Source organism: Streptomyces sp. NPDC005898 (assembly GCF_040629635.1).
In the GTDB taxonomy this organism is placed as follows: domain Bacteria; phylum Actinomycetota; class Actinomycetes; order Streptomycetales; family Streptomycetaceae; genus Streptomyces.
In genome coordinates, this window is the sequence record NZ_JBEXWC010000013.1 from 190,226 (window position 1) to 208,832 (window position 18,607).

At 69.9% G+C, this 18,607-nt stretch carries 11 protein-coding genes, 1 tRNA gene and 1 rRNA gene; 1 reads left to right on the top strand and 12 read right to left on the bottom strand.

Annotated elements, in window-relative coordinates; translation table 11 throughout:
• Nucleotides 1–40: 40 nt before the first annotated feature.
• From ABZ385_RS19615 to ABZ385_RS19655, 9 genes are all read right to left on the bottom strand, one after another.
• The gene (locus ABZ385_RS19615; RefSeq protein WP_358581991.1) at nt 41–511 is read right to left on the bottom strand and encodes a DNA starvation/stationary phase protection protein; all 471 of its coding nucleotides are present in this window, start codon (nt 509–511) and stop codon (nt 41–43) included.
• Nucleotides 512–746: 235 nt separating this feature from the next.
• Nucleotides 747–1,121, bottom strand: a complete 375-nt coding sequence (locus ABZ385_RS19620) for a helix-turn-helix transcriptional regulator (protein ID WP_358581988.1) — start codon at nt 1,119–1,121, stop codon at nt 747–749.
• Nucleotides 1,122–1,230: 109 nt separating this feature from the next.
• Entirely contained in the window at nt 1,231–1,812 is a 582-nt protein-coding gene (locus ABZ385_RS19625; protein ID WP_358581986.1) for a CinA family protein, read from the bottom strand.
• Nucleotides 1,809–2,510 carry a CDP-diacylglycerol--glycerol-3-phosphate 3-phosphatidyltransferase gene (pgsA, locus tag ABZ385_RS19630; protein WP_358912399.1) on the bottom strand — a complete coding sequence of 234 codons (702 nt, stop codon included), beginning with the start codon at nt 2,508–2,510 and terminating at the stop codon, nt 1,809–1,811. Before pgsA ends, ABZ385_RS19625 begins: the two co-directional genes overlap by 4 nt.
• On the bottom strand, nt 2,507–3,979 hold the full coding sequence (gene rimO, locus ABZ385_RS19635; RefSeq protein ID WP_358912401.1) for a 30S ribosomal protein S12 methylthiotransferase RimO: 1,473 nt from the start codon (nt 3,977–3,979) through the stop codon (nt 2,507–2,509). The genes pgsA and rimO overlap by 4 nt, the downstream gene beginning before the upstream one ends.
• Before the next feature lie 137 nt (nt 3,980–4,116).
• Nucleotides 4,117–5,019: a helix-turn-helix domain-containing protein gene (locus ABZ385_RS19640; RefSeq protein WP_358700008.1), complete on the bottom strand. Its 903-nt coding sequence runs from the start codon at nt 5,017–5,019 to the stop codon at nt 4,117–4,119.
• A 186-nt stretch (nt 5,020–5,205) separates the two neighbouring features.
• Nucleotides 5,206–7,992 (bottom strand): DNA translocase FtsK, encoded by a 2,787-nt coding sequence (locus tag ABZ385_RS19645; RefSeq protein WP_358912403.1) that lies wholly within the window; start codon nt 7,990–7,992, stop codon nt 5,206–5,208.
• 125 nt (nt 7,993–8,117) lie between these two features.
• Complete coding sequence (locus ABZ385_RS19650; RefSeq protein ID WP_358700445.1) at nt 8,118–8,801, bottom strand: response regulator; 684 nt, start codon at nt 8,799–8,801, stop codon at nt 8,118–8,120.
• Nucleotides 8,802–9,045: 244 nt separating this feature from the next.
• Complete coding sequence (locus tag ABZ385_RS19655) at nt 9,046–14,553, bottom strand: HAMP domain-containing protein (protein ID WP_358912405.1); 5,508 nt, start codon at nt 14,551–14,553, stop codon at nt 9,046–9,048.
• Between the two features lie 271 nt (nt 14,554–14,824).
• Here ABZ385_RS19655 and ABZ385_RS19660 point away from each other — a divergent pair, with 271 nt between their 5' ends.
• On the top strand, nt 14,825–17,509 hold the full coding sequence (locus ABZ385_RS19660) for a SpoIIE family protein phosphatase (RefSeq protein WP_358912407.1): 2,685 nt from the start codon (nt 14,825–14,827) through the stop codon (nt 17,507–17,509).
• Between the two features lie 68 nt (nt 17,510–17,577).
• Here ABZ385_RS19660 and ABZ385_RS19665 read toward each other — a convergent pair.
• The 3 genes from ABZ385_RS19665 to rrf form a co-directional block, all read right to left on the bottom strand.
• Nucleotides 17,578–17,650 (bottom strand) — tRNA-Thr (locus ABZ385_RS19665).
• A gap of 95 nt (nt 17,651–17,745) precedes the next feature.
• Nucleotides 17,746–18,408 carry a DegT/DnrJ/EryC1/StrS family aminotransferase gene (locus ABZ385_RS19670; RefSeq protein ID WP_358912415.1) on the bottom strand — a complete coding sequence of 221 codons (663 nt, stop codon included), beginning with the start codon at nt 18,406–18,408 and terminating at the stop codon, nt 17,746–17,748.
• A 115-nt stretch (nt 18,409–18,523) separates the two neighbouring features.
• Nucleotides 18,524–18,607, bottom strand: a 5S ribosomal RNA gene (gene rrf, locus ABZ385_RS19675); the annotation flags it as partial.

Genomic DNA, 18,607 nt, shown 5'->3' on the forward strand with positions numbered 1-18,607 from the left:
GGAGCGCCAAACCGAGGCACCGCCCCGCACAAGCGCCGGCTCAGCCGTTCTCCGCCTGGAACATCCAGTGGTGCTTCTCCAGGTCGGCCGTGATGCCGATGAAGATGTCCTGGCTGACCGGGTCGGCCTCACCGGTCGCGTCGATCCGCTCACGGAACCGCGTGATCACCGCGCCGAGCGCGTCCACGAGGACGCCGATCGCGTCCGAGTCCTTGATCCAACCCTCGGGGGTCTTGCCGATGCCGGTGCTCTGCGCGACGGTCGCCGCCCGCCCGTCGGGCGAGACACCCAGCGTCGAGGCGCGCTCCGCCACCGTGTCGGAGTGCTGCCTGGCGGTGTCCACGACCTCGTCGAGCTGCAGATGTACGGAGCGGAAGCGCGGGCCGATCACGTTCCAGTGGACCTGCTTGGCCACCAGGGAGAGGTCGACCAGGTCCACCAGCGCGCCCTGCAGCGCCTCCGAGACCGTCTTCTGATCCGCGTCGGACAGCGGGCTCTTGGCGACGTACATCTGTCTCCTCCAACTCATCGACGATCGAGAGAAATCCTCATCAACCATGGCATAAGTACGCCAATATGGCCGATCAAGAGGTCTTCTATCCCCTTCGGGAGCTTCTACACAGGACGTCCGTCCCACCGCGCAAGACGTTTCACCCCCGGGAAAACGCCGAAGGTCCCGACCGGATACCCGGTCGGGACCTTCCGCAAGCAGGGCGCTCAGCCGCTCGGCGACGCCATCACGGCGATCACGCCGCGACGACGTCCACCGCCTCGGCCGGAGCCTTGATCGTGACTCGGTCCGGCGGTACACCGGCCACCGAGACGGAATTGAGCATCGGGCGAACCGGCGCACGCACCGGCTCCGTGACAGTTGCAGACTCAGCCAGCTCGGCGAGCGACAGTTCGTCGCTCACTTCACGCATCAGCTCGGACATCCGTACGTCAAGCGCGTCGCAGATCGCGGAAAGCAGCTCGGAGGAAGCCTCCTTCTGCCCCCGCTCCACCTCGGAGAGATAGCCGAGCGAGACTCGGGCGGACGAGGAGACTTCGCGCAGAGTACGGCCCTGGCGCTGGCGCTGCCGACGCAGCACGTCACCCAGCAGGCGACGGAGCAGAATCATCGGTGGCTCCCTCCTCGGACCGCGTAGCCGCATCCTTCACGCCCCACCGTACCGCCTCGCGCGGCGGCCGTGCGGGGAGCGATGTCGTGTTCACTCAGGGCTGCAAACATCAGTACCCCCCGTTCTGTTCCGTATCCTGTGCCCCTCTGTTCCCGGCGGCTTCGCCCGAGAGCTGCTTGAGCAGCAGCGCGAGCACGCTCCGTACACTCTCCATACGGATTTCCGTACGGTCTCCGTTCAACCGCAGGGCGGAGACTTTCCCCTCGGCTCCGCCATCGGCGTAACCCCGCACACCGTCCTGGCCGGGCCCCGCGACCGCCACGAAAACGGTGCCGACGGGCTTGCCGTCCTGGGGCTCGGGCCCCGCCACACCGGTGGTCGCGACGCCCCAGTCGGCGCCGAGCGCCCTGCGCACGCCGACCGCCATCTGGCGCGCGACCTCGGGATCCACGGCCCCGCGTTCGTCCAGCAGAGTACCGTCGACGCCGAGCACGTCCCGCTTCAGCTCGGTGGCGTACGCCGTCACGGAGCCCCGGAAGACCATCGAGGCCCCGGGCGCCGCCGTCACTTCGGCGGCCACCAGACCCCCCGTGAGCGACTCGGCGACCGCCAGCGTCTCGCCGCGCGCGGCGAGGAGCCGCAGCAGCCTGCTCGCCGTCACCGCGGAAGCGGAGAGTCCGGGGGATGTCACTTCGCGGCCTCCCGGGCGGATGCGATCTCCGCCGCACGTTCCTCGGCCATGCCCTGCCTGCGCAGCACCATGGCCTGCTTCACATAGTCGAGTCCGGTCACCACCGTCAGCACGACGGCGACCGCCATCATCCAGAACCGCAGCGTCGCGAGCGGTCCCGTCAGGGCGAGAACGTACATCCCGACCGCCGTGCCCTGCGCCAGCGTCTTCATCTTGCCGCCGCGGCTGGCCGGAATGACTCCGTAACGGATCACCCAGAACCGCAACAGCGTGATGCCCAGCTCACGTCCCAGGATCACCCCGGTGACCCACCACGGCAGGTCGCCGAGCCAGGACAGGCAGATCAGCGCGGACCCCATGATCGCCTTGTCGGCGATCGGGTCCGCGATCTTCCCGAAGTCCGTGACCAGGTTGTACGTCCGGGCCAGGTGGCCGTCGAAGAGATCGGTGATCATGGCGACCGCGAAGGCGGCCCAGGCGAACGACCGCCAGGCCGGGTCATGGCCGCCGTTGCCGAGCAACAGCATCACAAAGCCCGGGACGAGCAGCAATCGGACCATGGTGAGGAGGTTGGCGACGTTCCACAGGCTGGCCTGATTGACGGCCGCAGCACCCAGCTTCCCGCCACGCGCCGGCTTGGCGCCCGGGGCGCCGTGCGTGCCGGGACCGCCTGGCGCGGATGCCGGGACGCCGGTCATCTGCCGGCCTCCTCGAGACACTCAGCCACCAAGTCCACGCCCTCCGTGCCGACGACCTTTGCCACGACCATACGGCCGACCCGCAGGCCGTCCCCACCGGCGGTGCCCGTCAGACGGATCTGGCCGTCCGTCTCCGGGGCCTGGTGCGCGGCGCGGCCCAGCGGCCCTTCTTCCTCGTCCAGGGACTCGACGAGGACCTCGACGCTCTCGCCGAGCCGCTCCTCGGCGCGCTGCGAGGTCAGGTCCTCCGCGAGCCGGGCGATGTGCGCGAGCCGCTCGTCGACGACGTCCTGGTCCAGCTTCTGGTCGTACGTCGCCGCCTCGGTGCCCTCCTCGTCGGAGTAGCCGAAGACGCCGATGGCGTCCAGGCGCGCGCCGGTGAGGAAACGCTCCAGCTCCGCGAGGTCGGACTCGGTCTCGCCGGGGAAGCCGACGATGAAGTTGGAGCGGACACCGGCCTGCGGCGCCTTGGACCGGATGGTCTCCAGCAGCTCCAGGAAGCGGTCGGTGTCACCGAAGCGCCGCATCGCGCGCAGCACGCCGGGCGCGGAGTGCTGGAAGGACAGGTCGAAGTAGGGGGCGACCTTCTCCGTCGAGGTGAGGACGTCGATGAGGCCGGGACGCATCTCGGCGGGCTGCAGGTAGCTGACCCGCACCCGCTCGATCCCGTCGACGGCGGCCAGCTCGGGCAGCAGCGTCTCCAGGAGGCGGATGTCGCCGAGGTCCTTGCCGTACGAGGTGTTGTTCTCGGAGACGAGCATGACCTCCTTGACGCCCTGCTCGGCGAGCCAGCGGGTCTCGCCGAGGACGTCGGAGGGGCGGCGCGAGATGAAGGAGCCGCGGAAGGACGGAATGGCGCAGAACGAGCAGCGCCGGTCGCAGCCCGAGGCCAGCTTCACGGAGGCGACGGGGCTGGTGCCGAGGCGGCGGCGCAGCGGGGCACGCGGCCCCGACGCGGGCGCGACCCCCTCGGGCAGGTCCTGGGGGGCCGCCACGGGGGCGTGCCCGGGCAGGGCGACACCGGCCCCGGCGTCCTGCCGCTCCGCGGGGCTGATCGGCAGCAGCTTGCGCCGGTCGCGCGGGGTGTGCGCCTCGACGCTGCCGCCGCTCAGGATGGTCTGCAGCCGGTTGGAGATGTCGGAGTAGTCGTCGAACCCGAGCACACCGTCGGCCTCGGGGAGCGCGTCGGCGAGTTCCTTGCCGTACCGCTCGGCCATGCAGCCGACCGCGACGACGGCCTGGGTCTTGCCGTGGCCCTTGAGGTCATTGGCTTCGAGCAGGGCGTCGACGGAGTCCTTCTTGGCGGCTTCGACGAAGCCACAGGTGTTGACGACGGCGACATCCGCGTCCTGGGCGTCCTCGACGAGCTGCCAGCCGTCCGCCTCCAAGCGGCCTGCGAGCTCCTCCGAGTCCACCTCGTTACGGGCGCAGCCAAGAGTGACAAGGGCGACGGTGCGGCGTTCGGGCATGCTCTCAAGACTACTTCGTCCACGCCTCGGCACCCGCCGCCAGGGTTACCCGGCGGTCGGCTCATGGTCCTCGGCACGTCACCCGGAGGTCACCGCGGTCCCGGCCGCGGTGCAGGTCAGGGCCTGTCCGGCGCCGGTCAGCCGACTTCCGGGTCGCCCTTGGTGTACGTGAGGCGCTCCACCTGGCCGGGCTCGAATTCGTTCTGGACCGGCTTGCCGTTCACGAACAGGTCGATCGCGCCGGCGTCGCCGAGGACGAGGTCGATCTTCTGCTTGTCCTGGAAGGTCTTGGCCTGGCCCTGCTCCAGGACGCCGTCGAAGAGAGTGCGGCCGCTGTGGTCCTTCGCCGAGATCCAGCTGCGGCCGTCGGCGGCGTCGACCCTGACGGTGACCTTGTCCCGGGGCACGCCGGCGATGGCGCTGTCCGAGGGGTCGGGCTTGGGGTCGGCGGGCTTGGCGGCCTTGGGCTTGGGGGCGGGCTTGGTGCCGCCGGCCGAGGTGCCCTCGGCGACCGACTTCGATCCGTCGCTCTCGTCGCCGCCGTTGAACGCGGTGAAGCCGACGAAGCCGATCACCGCGACGATCGCGGCGACCATGGCGGCGGTCCAGTTCGGCCGGCGCGGGTCGGAGCGGATGCGCTCGGCCTCGAAGAGGGGCGCCGCGGGTGTGGGCGCGGGCGGTCGGCCGCCGTGGCCCTCGTCGTACTGGGCCAGCAGCGGGGCCGGTTCGAGCCCTACGGCGCGCGCGAGCGTCCTGATGTGGCCGCGCGCGTACACGTCGCCGCCGCAGCGGGAGAAGTCGTCCTGTTCGATCGCGTGCACGATGGGGATCCGCACCCGGGTGGAGGTGCTGATCTCGTCCACGGTCAGGCCGGCGGCGACGCGGGCCTGACGCAGGGCGGTGCCGATCGAGGGCCGGTCGTCGTCCCGGAGGTCACCTGCCGGGGTGTCGTCCGCCGGGCCGTCGGGTGCGGGGCCGGCGATTCGGTCGAGGCGGTCGTCCGAAGGTCGGTCGTCTTCAGGGGAGTTGCCGATGGACACGGGGGCGCCTTTCGCGTGTAGCCACCTGCCGGAGGTTCAGTTTACGGGGGCCGAGAAAGGGTGGGGCAACCGGACGGACGGACTTTGTACGCCATCGGAATGGCCGGACATCCTGATGGCGGGACACTGTGCTGTCCCCTTCCTCAACTTGACGTATGCCCGGGGGAAACGGTTGCCTCGCGACCCTTACGGGTGAGCCTCCCCGCGGATCACGGCGAGCACGCCGTCCAGCTCGTCGGGCTTGACCAGGACGTCACGCGCCTTGGAGCCCTCGCTGGGCCCCACGATGGAGCGCGACTCCATGAGGTCCATCAGCCGGCCGGCCTTGGCGAAGCCGACGCGCAGCTTGCGCTGGAGCATCGACGTGGACCCGAACTGGGTGGATACGACCAGCTCAGCGGCCTGGCACAGCAGGTCGAGGTCGTCGCCGATGTCCTCGTCGATCTCCTTCTTCTGCTTGCTGCCGACGGTCACGTCGTCGCGGAAGACGGGCGCCATCTGGTCCTTGCAGTGCTGGACCACCGCGTGGATCTCGTCCTCGGTGACGAACGCGCCCTGCATGCGGGTGGGCTTGTTGGCCCCCATCGGCAGGAAAAGACCGTCACCCTTTCCGATGAGTTTCTCGGCACCCGGTTGGTCGAGGATGACGCGGCTGTCCGCCAGCGAGGAGGTCGCGAAGGCGAGCCGGGACGGTACGTTCGCCTTGATCAGGCCGGTCACGACGTCCACCGAGGGCCGCTGTGTGGCGAGCACCAGGTGGATGCCGGCCGCGCGCGCGAGCTGCGTGATGCGCACGATCGAGTCCTCGACGTCGCGCGGCGCGACCATCATCAGGTCGGCCAGCTCGTCCACGATCACCAGCAGATACGGGTAGGGCTGCAGCTCCCGCTCGCTGCCCTCGGGCGTCTTGAGCTTGCCCTCGCGCACGGCCCGGTTGAAGTCGTCGATGTGGCGGTAGCCGAAGGCGGCGAGGTCGTCGTAGCGCAGATCCATCTCGCGTACGACCCACTGGAGGGCCTCGGCGGCCTTCTTCGGGTTGGTGATGATGGGCGTGATCAGGTGCGGGATGCCCTCGTACGCCGTGAGCTCGACGCGCTTGGGGTCGACGAGGACCATCCGCACGTCCTCGGGCGTCGCTCTTATCATGATCGAAGTGATCAGGCAGTTGATGCACGACGACTTGCCCGAACCAGTGGCTCCGGCGACCAGGATGTGCGGCATCTTCGCCATGTTGGCCATGACGTAGCCGCCCTCGACGTCCTTGCCGAGCGCCACCAGCATCGGGTGGTCGTCCTCGGCGGCGTCCGCGAGGCGCAGAACGTCGCCGACGTTGACCATCTCGCGGTCGGTGTTGGGGATCTCGATGCCGACCGCGGACTTGCCGGGGATCGGCGAGATGATCCGCACGTCCGGGGAGGCGACCGCGTACGCGATGTTCTTGGCCAGCGCCGTGATCTTCTCGACCTTCACGGCGGGGCCGAGCTCGATCTCGTAGCGCGTGACCGTCGGGCCGCGCGTGAAGCCGGTGACGACGGCGTCCACCTTGAACTCCGTGAACACGTTCGTCAGCGAGGCCACGACGGCGTCGTTGGCGGCGCTGCGGGTCTTGCCGGGTCCGCCGCGCTCAAGGAGGTCGAGCGAGGGCAGCGCGTACGTGATGTCGCCGGCGAGCTGGAGCTGCTCGGCGCGCGGCGGCAGCTCGCGCGGGCTCTCGGGAGCGGACTTGGTGAGGTCCGGCACGACACTGCGCGCTGGCTCCCCCAGGTTCCGGGCGGACTCCTGCGGCTTCTTCTTCAGCTCGCCGGGCACGGGGGCGCCGGTGGCCCGCGCCGGCGGTACCGGAGCCGTGCGCGCGCGCTCCTCCTGCTCCCCGGAGACGCCCTGCGTCAGATCCGCGACCAGCGGCGAGGGCGGCATGCCGTGCAGGACGGCACCGTCCAGATCGGCGGCGGCCGCCGCCGCCACGTCCACGGCGTCCGGGTGTACGGGGCTCTTGCGCGGCCTGCGCCGTTTGGTGAGCGCCTCCTCCTCGGCGAGGTCGGGCGCGTACGCGTCGGGCGCGGGGGCGCGGCGCCGCGCGGAGCGGGCGGGCGGCGCCTGACGCCACTGCTCGTCGTAGCCGGCGTCGTAGTCGTAGTCGTAGTCGTCGTCGGCGAAGTCCTCCGCCCCGGGTTCCGGCTGGATCACACCGAGCTTGACGCCGAGCAGCCGCAGCCGCTGCGGGATGGCGTTGACGGGGGTGGCCGTGACGACCAGCAGTCCGAAGACGGTGAGCAGCACCAGCAGCGGCACCGCGAGGATGTCGCCCATGGTGAAGGTCAGCGGCGTGGCGGCACCCCAGCCGATCAGCCCTCCGGCGTCCCTTATCGCCTGCATGCCGTCGCTGCGGGCCGGTGCGCCGCACCCGACGTGGACCTGCCCGAGGACCCCGATGACCAGGGCGGACAGGCCGATCACGATGCGGCCGTTGGCCTCGGGCCGCTCGGGGTGGCGGATGAGGCGTACGGCGATGGCGCCGACCAGGAGCGGCACGAGCAGGTCCAGGCGGCCGAAGGCGCCGGTCACCAGGACCTCGACCAGTTCGCCGACCGGGCCCCGCAGGTTGGACCAGGTGCCCGCGGCGACGATCAGGGCGATGCCGAGCAGCAGCAGCGCAAGGCCGTCCTTGCGGTGCGCCGGGTCGAGTCCCTTCGCGCCGCGCCCTATGCCGCGGAACATCGCGCCGACCGCGTGGGCGACACCCAGCCACACGGCACGCACCAGGCGGTACAGGCCGCTGGTGGCGCTGGGGGCGGGCGCGGGGGCCGGCCTCCGCGCCGCGACCTTCTTGGCCGGGGCCTTCCGCGCGGGCGCCTTCCTCGGCGCGGCCCTTTTCACGGGCGGCTTGGCGGCGGCCTTCCTCACCGGAGCCTTCGTCGGCGCGACCGCCTTCTTCGCGGGCGTCTTCTTGGCTGCGGACTGACGTGAGGCCATGGGTGTGAGGTTACCGCTGCCGACCATTGCGGACACGTGTGCCCACTGCTTCACCCGTTCGTGTCGCCCCTGCGGAGGCGGCGAACTGACGGACGTTCACCGGGTCCGCGGGGCGGCACGGCCCGTCAGTTCTGCGAGGGGACCGAGGGGGTGCTGGTGCCGGTGCCCGGTTCCAGGGCGTCGAGAGCCCGCCGCAGGCCGGTCAGTTTGCGTTCGAGATGGGCGGCGGTGGCCACCGCCGCCGTGTCCGCCGACTCGTCGTCGAGCTGCTTGGAGAGCGCCTCGGCCTGCTCCTCGACGGCCGCGAGCCGCGCCGAGAGCTCGGCGAGCAGGCCCGCCGGCTCCTTCGGCTCGCCGGGCGCCGACTTGCCGCCGCCTTCGAGCTGGAGGCGCAGCAGGGCCGCCTGCTCGCGCAGTTGGCAGTTCTTCATGTACAGCTCGACGAAGACCGAGACCTTCGCGCGCAGCACCCACGGGTCGAACGGCTTGCTGATGTAGTCCACCGCGCCCGCCGCGTAGCCCCGGAAGGTGTGGTGCGGCCCGTGGTTGATGGCGGTGAGGAAGATGATCGGGATGTCCCGGGTCCGCTCCCGCCGCTTGATGTGCGCGGCGGTTTCGAAACCGTCCATTCCTGGCATCTGAACATCCAGCAGGATGACCGCGAAGTCGTCCGTGAGTAGTGCTTTGAGCGCTTCCTCCCCGGAAGATGCCCGCACCAGTGTCTGATCGAGCGCAGAGAGGATGGCCTCCAGCGCCAGCAGATTCTCCGGCCGGTCATCGACCAGGAGGATCTTGGCCTTCTGCACCATGGCCCGCCCTCCTCGCCCCGGCGAAACACCGGGCGCCGCCCCAGAGGACGACTCCCTTGCGCCGCCCGTCCTTGTGCCGGTCATCGTAGCCGCACCCCGCCTGTCGCCACACCCTGTCACCGCGATGTCACTGTGCACGTAGCAGAAACGCGGTGGGAGACCAGAAGGTTCCCCGCGTACCGTCGTTCTACACGACCTCGGCCACACTCTGTCGGCAACTCCGTGTGACGAAGCCGGTTCTCGGTCACTGACCGCGCATCCACTGCTCCATCACCGACAACAGGTGATCGGGATCGACCGGCTTGGTGACGTAGTCGGAAGCTCCGGACTCGATCGCCTTCTCCCGGTCGCCCTTCATGGCCTTCGCCGTGAGCGCGATGATCGGGAGCCCGGCGAACTGCGGCATCCTGCGGATCGCCGTCGTCGTCGCGTACCCGTCCATCTCGGGCATCATGATGTCCATCAGAACGACCGTCACATCATCGTGCTGCTCCAGCACTTCGATGCCCTCGCGGCCGTTCTCCGCGTACAGCACCGAGAGGCCGTGCTGCTCCAGGACGCTGGTGAGCGCGAAGACGTTGCGGATGTCGTCGTCGACGATCAGAACCTTCTCGCCGTCGAAGTGGAAGCCGCGCCGCGCGGGCTGCGCCTCCTGCGCCGGGGCGGCGGGCCACTGCTCCGGCCGACGCTGGTCCTGCGCCCCGGCCGCCTGCTGCCCCGGTGTCATGGACGGCTGCTCCGGCGGGGGCACCGACCGACGGCGGCGCCGGAAGAGCGCCGCGGGACCCGCCGGCGTCTCCTGCCGTGCCGCTCCGCCCTCGTCCGGGGCCGTGGAATCGGCCGCCACGGCGCCCTCGGCCACGGGCAGCTCCGCCGTCGAAGGGGCGGGCGTCAGCTGCGCGTAGCCCTGGGGCGGCAGTTCGCTGGCGTGCAGGGGCAAATAGAGCGTGAAGGTCGAACCGCGGCCCGGCTCGCTCTGGGCGTGGATCTCACCGCCGAGCAGGCGCGCGATCTCCCGGCTGATGGACAGACCCAGGCCGGTGCCGCCGTACTTGCGGCTGGTCGTCCCGTCGGCCTGCTTGAAGGCCTCGAAGATGACCCGCATCTTGCTCGCCGCGATGCCGATGCCGGTGTCCGTCACGGAGAAGGCGATCAGGTCGGCTCCCGCGTCCCGCAGTGAGCCAGCCTCCAGGAGCTGCTCCCTGATCGCGTCGGGCACGTCGTTGTTGGCGTGCCGGATCACCAGCTCGACCGCTCCGGTGTCGGTGAACTTCACCGCGTTGGACAGGAGGTTGCGCAGCACCTGGAGCAGACGCTGCTCGTCGGTGTGCAAGGTGGCGGGCAGCTCGGGGGACACGCGTACGGAGAAGTCGAGTCCCTTCTCGGCGGTCAGCGGCCGGAAAGTGGCCTCTACGTAGTCGACGAGTTGCACCAGGGCGATGCGTGTCGGGGAGACGTCCATCTTGCCCGCCTCGACCTTGGAGAGGTCGAGGATGTCGTTGATGAGCTGGAGCAGGTCGGAGCCCGCGCCGTGGATCGTCTCGGCGAACTCCACCTGCTTGGGGGTGAGGTTGGAGTCCGCGTTGTCGGCGAGCAACTTGGCGAGGATCAGCAGGGAGTTGAGCGGCGTGCGCAGCTCGTGCGACATGTTCGCGAGGAACTCCGACTTGTAGCGCATGGAGACCGCGAGCTGCTCGGCCCGCTCCTCCAGGACCTGCCTGGCCTCTTCGATCTCGGTGTTCTTGACCTCGATGTCGCGGTTCTGCCGGGCCAGCAGCTCCGCTTTCTCCTCCAGCTCCGCGTTGGAGTCCTGAAGCGCCTTTTGGCGGTTCTCCAACTCGGCCGACCGCTCGCGCAGTTGCTCGGTCAGCTCCTGCGACTGCTTGAGCAGCACCTCGGTCTTCGTGTTGACGCTGATGGTGTTGACGCTCGTCGCGATCATCTCGGCGATCTGGCTGAGGAAGTCCTTCTGGATCTGGGTGAAGGGCTGGAACGAGGCCAGCTCGATCACTCCGAGGACGGTCCCCTCGAAGAGCACCGGCAACACGATGACCTGCGCGGGCGGCGCCTCACCGAGCCCGGAGGCGATTCGCAGGTAGCCGGTGGGGGCGTTCTCCACGAGGATCGTGCGCCGCTCCTTGGCGGCCGTGCCGATCAGTGTCTCGCCGGGCCGGAAGGACGTCGGCATCGACCCCATGGAGTAGCCGTAGCTGCCGAGCATGCGCAGTTCGTACGCGTCCTCGCCGGCGCCCCCGACATCCGTGCCGTCGTCGGTGGGCATCGCCAGGAAGAACGCGCCGTGCTGCGCGGAGACCACCGGCGTCAGCTCGCTCATGATCAGCGAGGCGACGTCCTCCAGGTCGCGGCGGCCCTGCATCAGGCCCGAGATCCGCGCGAGGTTGCCCTTGAGCCAGTCCTGTTCCTTGTTGGCGAGGGTGGTGTCGCGGAGGTTCGCGATCATCGTGTTGATGTTGTCCTGGAGGACCTGGATCTCACCGGCCGCGTCGACCTCGATCTTCAGGTTGAGGTCGCCGCGGGTCACCGCGGTGGCGACCTTGGCGATGGCGCGCACCTGACGGGTGAGGTTTCCGGCCATCTCGTTCACGGACTCGGTCAGGTCCCGCCAGGTGCCGTCGACGTCCCGCACGCGTGCCTGGCCGCCCAGCTGCCCCTCCGTGCCCACCTCGCGGGCGACCCGGGTGACCTGCTCGGCGAACGACGACAGCTGGTCCACCATGGTGTTGATGGTGGTCTTGAGCTCCAGGATCTCGCCCCGGGCGTCGATGTCGATCTTCTTGGTGAGGTCGCCCTTGGCGATCGCGGTGGTGACCATCGCGATGTTGCGGACCTGTCCGGTCAGGTTGGACGCCATCGAGTTCACGGACTCGGTGAGGTCCTTCCACGTACCCGAGACGCCCGGCACCCGCGCCTGGCCACCCAGGATGCCGTCCGTGCCCACCTCACGGGCCACCCGCGTGACCTCGTCGGCGAACGAACTCAGCGTCGTCACCATGGTGTTGACCGTGTCGGCGAGCTGCGCGACCTCGCCGCGCGCCTCGACCGTGACCTTCTTGGTCAGGTCGCCGTTGGCGACCGCCGCGGAGACCTGGGAGATGTTGCGGACCTGGCTGGTCAGGTTGTTGGCCATCAGGTTGACGTTGTCGCTCAGGTCCTTCCAGATGCCGGTGACGCCCGGCACCCGCGCCTGACCGCCCAACTGGCCCTCGGTGCCCACCTCACGGGCCACGCGCGTGACCTGCTCGGCGAACGAGGAGAGCTGGTCGACCATGGTGTTGACGGTCGTGACGAGTTCGAGGATCTCGCCCTTGGCATCGACGGTGATCTTCTTGGAGAGGTCGCCCATGGCGACGGCCGTGGTGACCTCGGCGATGTTCCGCACCTGGAGGGTGAGGTTGTTCGCCATGCCGTTCACGGACTGCGTGAGGTCCTTCCAGGTGCCCGAGACGCCCTGGACCTCGGCCTGGCCGCCCAGGATGCCGTCGGTGCCCACCTCGCGGGAGACCCGCGTGACCTGCTCCGCGAAGGCCGAGAGCTGGTCGACCATCGTGTTCAGGGTGTTCTTCAGCTCCAGGATCTCGCCGCGCGCGTCCACGTCGATCTTCTGGGACAGGTCACCGCGGGCCACCGCCGTCGCGACCTGCGCGATGTTGCGCACCTGGGCGGTGAGGTTGCCGGCCATGCCGTTCACGGAGTCCGTCAGGTCGCGCCACACACCGGCGACGCCCGGCACCTGCGCCTGCCCGCCGAGCCGCCCCTCGGTGCCCACCTCACGGGCCACCCGGGTCACCTGGTCGGCGAAGGCGGAGAGCTGGTCGACCATCGTGTTGATGGTGTTCTTCAGCTCCAGGATCTCGCCCCGCGCGTCGACCTCGATCTTCTGCGACAGGTCACCGCGCGCCACGGCCGTCGTCACCTGCGCGATCTGACGCACCTGCGAGGTCAGGTTCCCCGCCATGAAGTTGACGGAGTCGGTGAGGTCCTTCCACGTACCGCTGACGCCGTCCACGCGCGCCTGACCGCCGAGACGGCCCTCGGTGCCCACGTCCCGCGCCATCCGCGTGACCTGGTCGGCGAAGGACGACAGCTGGTCCACCATCGTGTTCACGGTGTTCTTCAGCTGGAGCATCTCACCGGACACGTCGACGGTGACCTTCTGCGACAGGTCGCCGTTGGCCACCGCCGTCGTCACCTGCGCGATGTTGCGCACCTGCCCGGTGAGGTTGCGGAAGGCGGTGTTCACCGAGTCGGTGAGGTCCTTCCAGGTGCCGGCCGCGCCCTGCACCTGCGCCTGACCGCCCAGCTCACCCTCGACGCCGATCTCCCGCGCCACCCGCGTGACCTCGGAACCGAAGGCGGAGAGCTGGTCCACCATCGTGTTCACGGTGTTCTTCAGCTCGAGCATCTCGCCCGCGACGTCCACGGTGACCTTCTGCGACAGGTCGCCGTTCGCCACCGCCGTCGTCACCTGCGCGATGTCCCGCACCTGGGTCGTGAGGTTGCGGAAGACCGTGTTGACCGAGTCGGTCAGGTCCTTCCACGTGCCCGCCGCGCCCGGCACATTGGCCTGGCCGCCCAGCTGACCCTCGGCACCGACCTCGTTGGCCACGCGCGTGACCTCGTCCGCGAACGTGCGCAGGGTCTCCGTCATCTGGTTGATCGTCTCGGCGAGCTGGGCCACCTCGCCGCGCGCGCTCACCGTGACCTTCCGCGACAGATCGCCGTTCGCGACCGCCGTCGTCACCTCGGCGATGCCGCGCACCTGGGCGGTGAGGTTGCCGGCCATCAGGTTCACCGAATCGGTGAGGTCCTTCCACACGCCCGCCACACCCGGCACCTGCGCCTGGCCGCCGAGCTCGCCCTCCGTGCCGACCTCGCGGGCCACGCGGGTCACCTCGGAGGAGAACGAGGAGAGCTGGTCCACCATCGTGTTGACGGTGTTTTTCAGTTCCAGCATCTCGCCGGCGACGTGCACCGTGACCTTGCGGGACAGGTCGCCCTTCGCCACGGCCGTCGTCACCAGAGCGATGTCCCGCACCTGCGCCGTCAGGCGGTACGCCATGGTGTTGACCGAGTCCGTGAGGTCCTTCCACGAACCGGACATCCCGCGCACCTTGGCCTGCCCGCCGAGCTTGCCCTCGGTACCGACCTCGCTGGCCACCCGCGTGACCTCGTCGGTGAAGGTGGACAGCTGGTCGACGAGGTTGTTGACCGTCCGCCCGACCTTCAAAAACTCCCCGCGCAGCGGATGGCCGTTCCCGTCCGCGCCCTGCGCCCGCAGCTCCATGCGCTGTTCCAGGTCGCCCTCCGCCACCGCGGACAGGACCCGGCCGACCTCGGAGACCGGACGTACGAGATCGTCGACCAGGGCGTTGGACGCGTCGATCGCGGCGGCCCAGGAGCCCTCACTCGCCCCGCTCTCGAGCCGTTCCGTGAGTTTTCCCTCACGCCCGACCATGCGCCGCACCCGCGAGAGCTCCCCCGTCAGGTGCAGATTCCGGTCGGCGACCTCGTTGAAGACGGCGGCGATCTGCGACATGACGTCGTCGCCGGAGACCGTCAGCCGCTTCCGGAAATTGCCGTCCCGCATCGCCACCAGCGCGGCGAGCAGCCGATTGAGCGCCGCCGCGTCCACGGCGGCGGTCGTCCCGTGACGCGGTTTGCGCTGTTTGTTCAGGGACTGTCCGTCTTTCGCGCGCGTGTCAGTGCCCCGCGTCGCTGCGCCAGACTCCACTGTGTCCCTCCCGCAAGGGTCGACCTATTGCTTGGCTGCTCGGGCTGTCCCCATGAAGCCTGCCCAGTGTTTCACCATGGCCGAACCAGGCCATAACAGTTCGGCAGCTTCGCACACCGGCCGCACACCCTCCGGGCGGAAACACCGACGACCGGCATCAGCATGGACGGCGAAGGTAAGTAACCTTGCATCCGGCTGTCCAACCACCCCGGTCCTGCCCGGCCAGGGCGGTGGTACACGAACAAGCGGGCATCGGAGGGGCGGCCGCACCATGAGTACGGGAGAACTGGGCGTCGATACGGTCGACACCGTCGATACTCATACGAGGAGTGCTGTGATCACCGCGCGTGCGGCTGCGACCTTCGAGCCCGTCGGGCGTTCCGTCGCCACGGCCCGCTCCTTCGTACGCGACACCCTCCAGGGCTGGGGGTTCTCCGACATCGTCGACGACGCGGTGGTCCTCACCAGCGAGCTGGTGACCAACGCGGTGGTGCACGCCGGCACGGCCGCCGACGTCCTGTGCCTGCGCAGCGAGGACGCCGTACGCATCGAGGTCTCCGACCGCTACCCCGAGCGCGAGATCCCGCTCCAGCAGTCCGCCGCCACCATGGGCGGCCCGGACCGCGAGGGCGGCCGCGGCCTCCAGCTCTGCGCCGCGCTCGCCACCCGCTGGGGCGTCGACTACACCCCCACGAACAAGCAGGTCTGGTTCCAACTCGACCTCCCCCACCGCCCGGTGGGCACCCGCACCGCGGGCCCCTCGCTCCCCGCCGCGCTGCTGCCCCTCGCCGACGGCAGGGTCCGCGTCGCCGTCATCCAGATCGACCGGGTGGGCACCATCTGCGCCTGGAACGAAGACGCGGAGGAGCTGTTCGGCTACGCCGCCGAGCAGGTCATGGGCAAGCCCCTGAACGACCTGGCGGCATGGCCGCACACCCCCGGCACCAGTACGGGCATCGCCGAGGCCCTGCAACTGTCCCGCTGGGAGGGCAGCTACGGCATCCGCGGCTCCCACGGCCGCGTGATCCCCGTCTACGCCTCGCACCTGCGTGTCCGCGACAACGACGGCGAGCCCTCCACGGTCTGCCTGCTCGTCCGGGACGAGGAGCGCGCCGTGCTCCAGACCCCGCTGCGCGGCGCGACACCCGAGCAGGCCACCCGCAGCGAGTCGAACGCCGCCGACCCCTTCGAGATCTTCATCGGCTCCCCCGCCCCCGACGACCTCGACGGCCTGCTCCAGCGCACCGTGGAACGCGCCCGCGACATGCTCGACGGTGACGCGGCGTTCCTCCTCCTGGCCACCGACGACGAGACGGAGCTGGAGGTCCGCGCCTCCACCGGCCTGCCCTCGGCCCGTCAGCGCTTCGCCCGCGTCCCCGTCGAGGCGGGCCCCGGCCGCTACGGCTCGGCCCGCATGCCGGCCGTCCACGAGGACCTCACGGTCGTCCCCGGCGCCGTCCCGCTCCTGGGCGGCACGGGCATGCGCTCCGTCGTCACGGTCCCCCTCAAGGTCGAGGGCCGCCTCACCGGCTCCCTGGGCGTCGCCGCCGAGGCCCCCGACCGGTACTCGAACGAGGAGGCCCTGCGCCTGCAGTTCGCCGCCGACCGGATCGCCCTCGCCGTGGAGTCCGCGCGCCTCGGTGAGCTGGAGAGGCTCCGCCGCGGCTCGCTCTCCTTCCTCGTCGAGGCCTCCGACCTCCTCGCGGGCACGCTGGACCGCGACCAGACGCTGGCGCTCATGGCCCAGATGACCGTCCCCACGCTCGCCACCTGGTGCGCCGTCTACACCATCGCCGACCAGTCCGCCGAGCCCTACCTCTCGTACGTCCTGCACGAGGACGAGGAGCGCATCGACGGGCTGAAGGCGCTGCTGTCCAAGATCTCCCCGCCCGACCCGGTCCCCACCCCGGGCGCACGCATCTGGTCCGCCCCTTCCGAGGCGGCGCATCAGGCGGCCCTGCGCACCTCCATGCGGAGCCTGGGCCTCGGCGAGTCCCCGACGCTTGGCTCCGGCATCGGTACGACGCTCTCCACCGCCTCCGCGGTGGGCGGCGAGACGGTGGTCCTGCCCTTGGTCGCGCGCAACCGCGTCATCGGCATGCTCACTCTCGGTAAGCCGTCCGACGAGCACTTCCGCCAGGAGATCCTGGAATTGGCCGAAGATCTCTCCCGCCGAGCCGCCCTGGCCCTGGACAACGCCCGCCTGTACTCCGAGCGCACGGCCATCAGCCAGTCCCTCCAGCGCAGCCTGCTGCCGCCCGGCCTCCCCCAGATCCCGGGCGTGGAGGTCGAGGTCATCTACCGCGCGGCCGGCGAGGGCAACGAGGTCGGCGGCGACTTCTACGACCTCTTCCCGATCCGCGACGGCGCGTACGGCTTCGCGATCGGCGACGTCTGCGGCACGGGCCCCGAGGCCGCGGCCGTCACGGGCCTGGCCCGGCACGCCCTGCGCCTGCTCGCCCGCGAGGGCTTCGGCGGCCCCGCCGTCCTGGAGCGCCTGAACGCGGCGATCCTCGACGAGGGCGCCCGCAGCCGCTTCCTGACCCTGCTGTACGGCGAGCTGTGGCCGCAGGAGGACGGTTCGGCGGTCCTGAAGATCGTCTGTGCCGGTCACCCGCTGCCGCTGCGTCTGCGCCAGGACGGCACGGTCGAACCCTTCGCGGAACCGCAGCCGCTGCTCGGCGTCATGGACGACCTCGAACTGTACGAGGAGACGATGACGCTCGACCCCGGTGACGTCCTGCTGTGCGTGACGGACGGCGTCACCGAGCGCCGCGAGGGCACCCGCATGCTCGGCGACGACGGCCTCGCGGATGTCCTGACGACCTGCACGGGCCTCACGGCGGGCGCGGTGGCGGCCCGCATCATGCGCGCGGTGGAGCGTTTCGCCTCGGACGCGCCCTCGGACGACATGGCGATCCTCGCGATGCGCGTCCCTGGTCTTCAGAAGGACTGAACACGTCCCCAGAAGAACCGAACACAAAGAAGGCCTCCGTCCCACAGGACGGAGGCCTTCTTTATCTGAGCCCCCAAGCGGAATCGAACCGCTGACCTTCTCCTTACCATGGAGACGCTCTACCGACTGAGCTATAGGGGCCTGCTGCGCTTTGGGGGTTTTCCCCGCGGCAACGGAATAGATCATACCTGAAAACGAGGGTGCTCCGAACCGCCGCTTCCTTCTTCTGACTCCTGTCAGAAGGCGGGCTGCAGAAGGCCGCCCAACGCATTGCACGCGGAGACGACGCGCTGGAGATCGCGCCGGGTCATCGACGCGTCGACCGGCAGTGCCAGGGTCTCGTCCGCCGCCCGCTCCGTCTCGGGCAGGCACACGTCCCGCCGGAACCGCGGCAGCCGGTGCGCCGGCGTCTTCACGGGCACCCAGCAGTTGACTCCCCTGGCCCGTACGGCGTGTGCGAACGCGTCCCGGTCGGGCCGCCCGTTGCCGGGCACGCGCACCACGTACTGCTGGTAGCTGTGCCCGTCCGCGCCGTCCGGCGTCACGACTCCGCTGAGCCGCCCGCTGAGGTACGCGGCGTGGGCCCGCCGGCGCTCGACGCCGTCGTCCGCGGCCTGCGCCTCACCGTGCTCCAGGACGAGCAGCCCGTGCCGCTGCCCCACGTCGCGAAGTCGCCGTACGTCGGCCTGGTGCCCGAAGCGGTGTACGGCAATGACGGCGGCTGTCCGCGGGGTCACCGCGGCGGCGACGTCGTCCGGGTCGAGGCAGTACGACGCCGGCTCTATGTCGGCGAAGACCGGCAGCGCTCCGGCGAGGATCACCGCTTCGGCGACCTCGGTGTTCCCGTAGGCGGGCACGACGACCTCGTCGCCGGTACCGACGCCGGCGGCGCGCAACATTCCAACTGTCCCCATGTCTGCGGATGTTGGTCGCACAACGTGAACAGCAAGTTACGCGAAACAAAAAAGAGCTGGTCCCTGAACCGAAGTTCAGGGACCAGCTCTATCAAAATTAGTTCGGCGGCGTCCTACTCTCCCACAGGGTCCCCCCTGCAGTACCATCGGCGCTGTGAGGCTTAGCTTCCGGGTTCGGAATGTA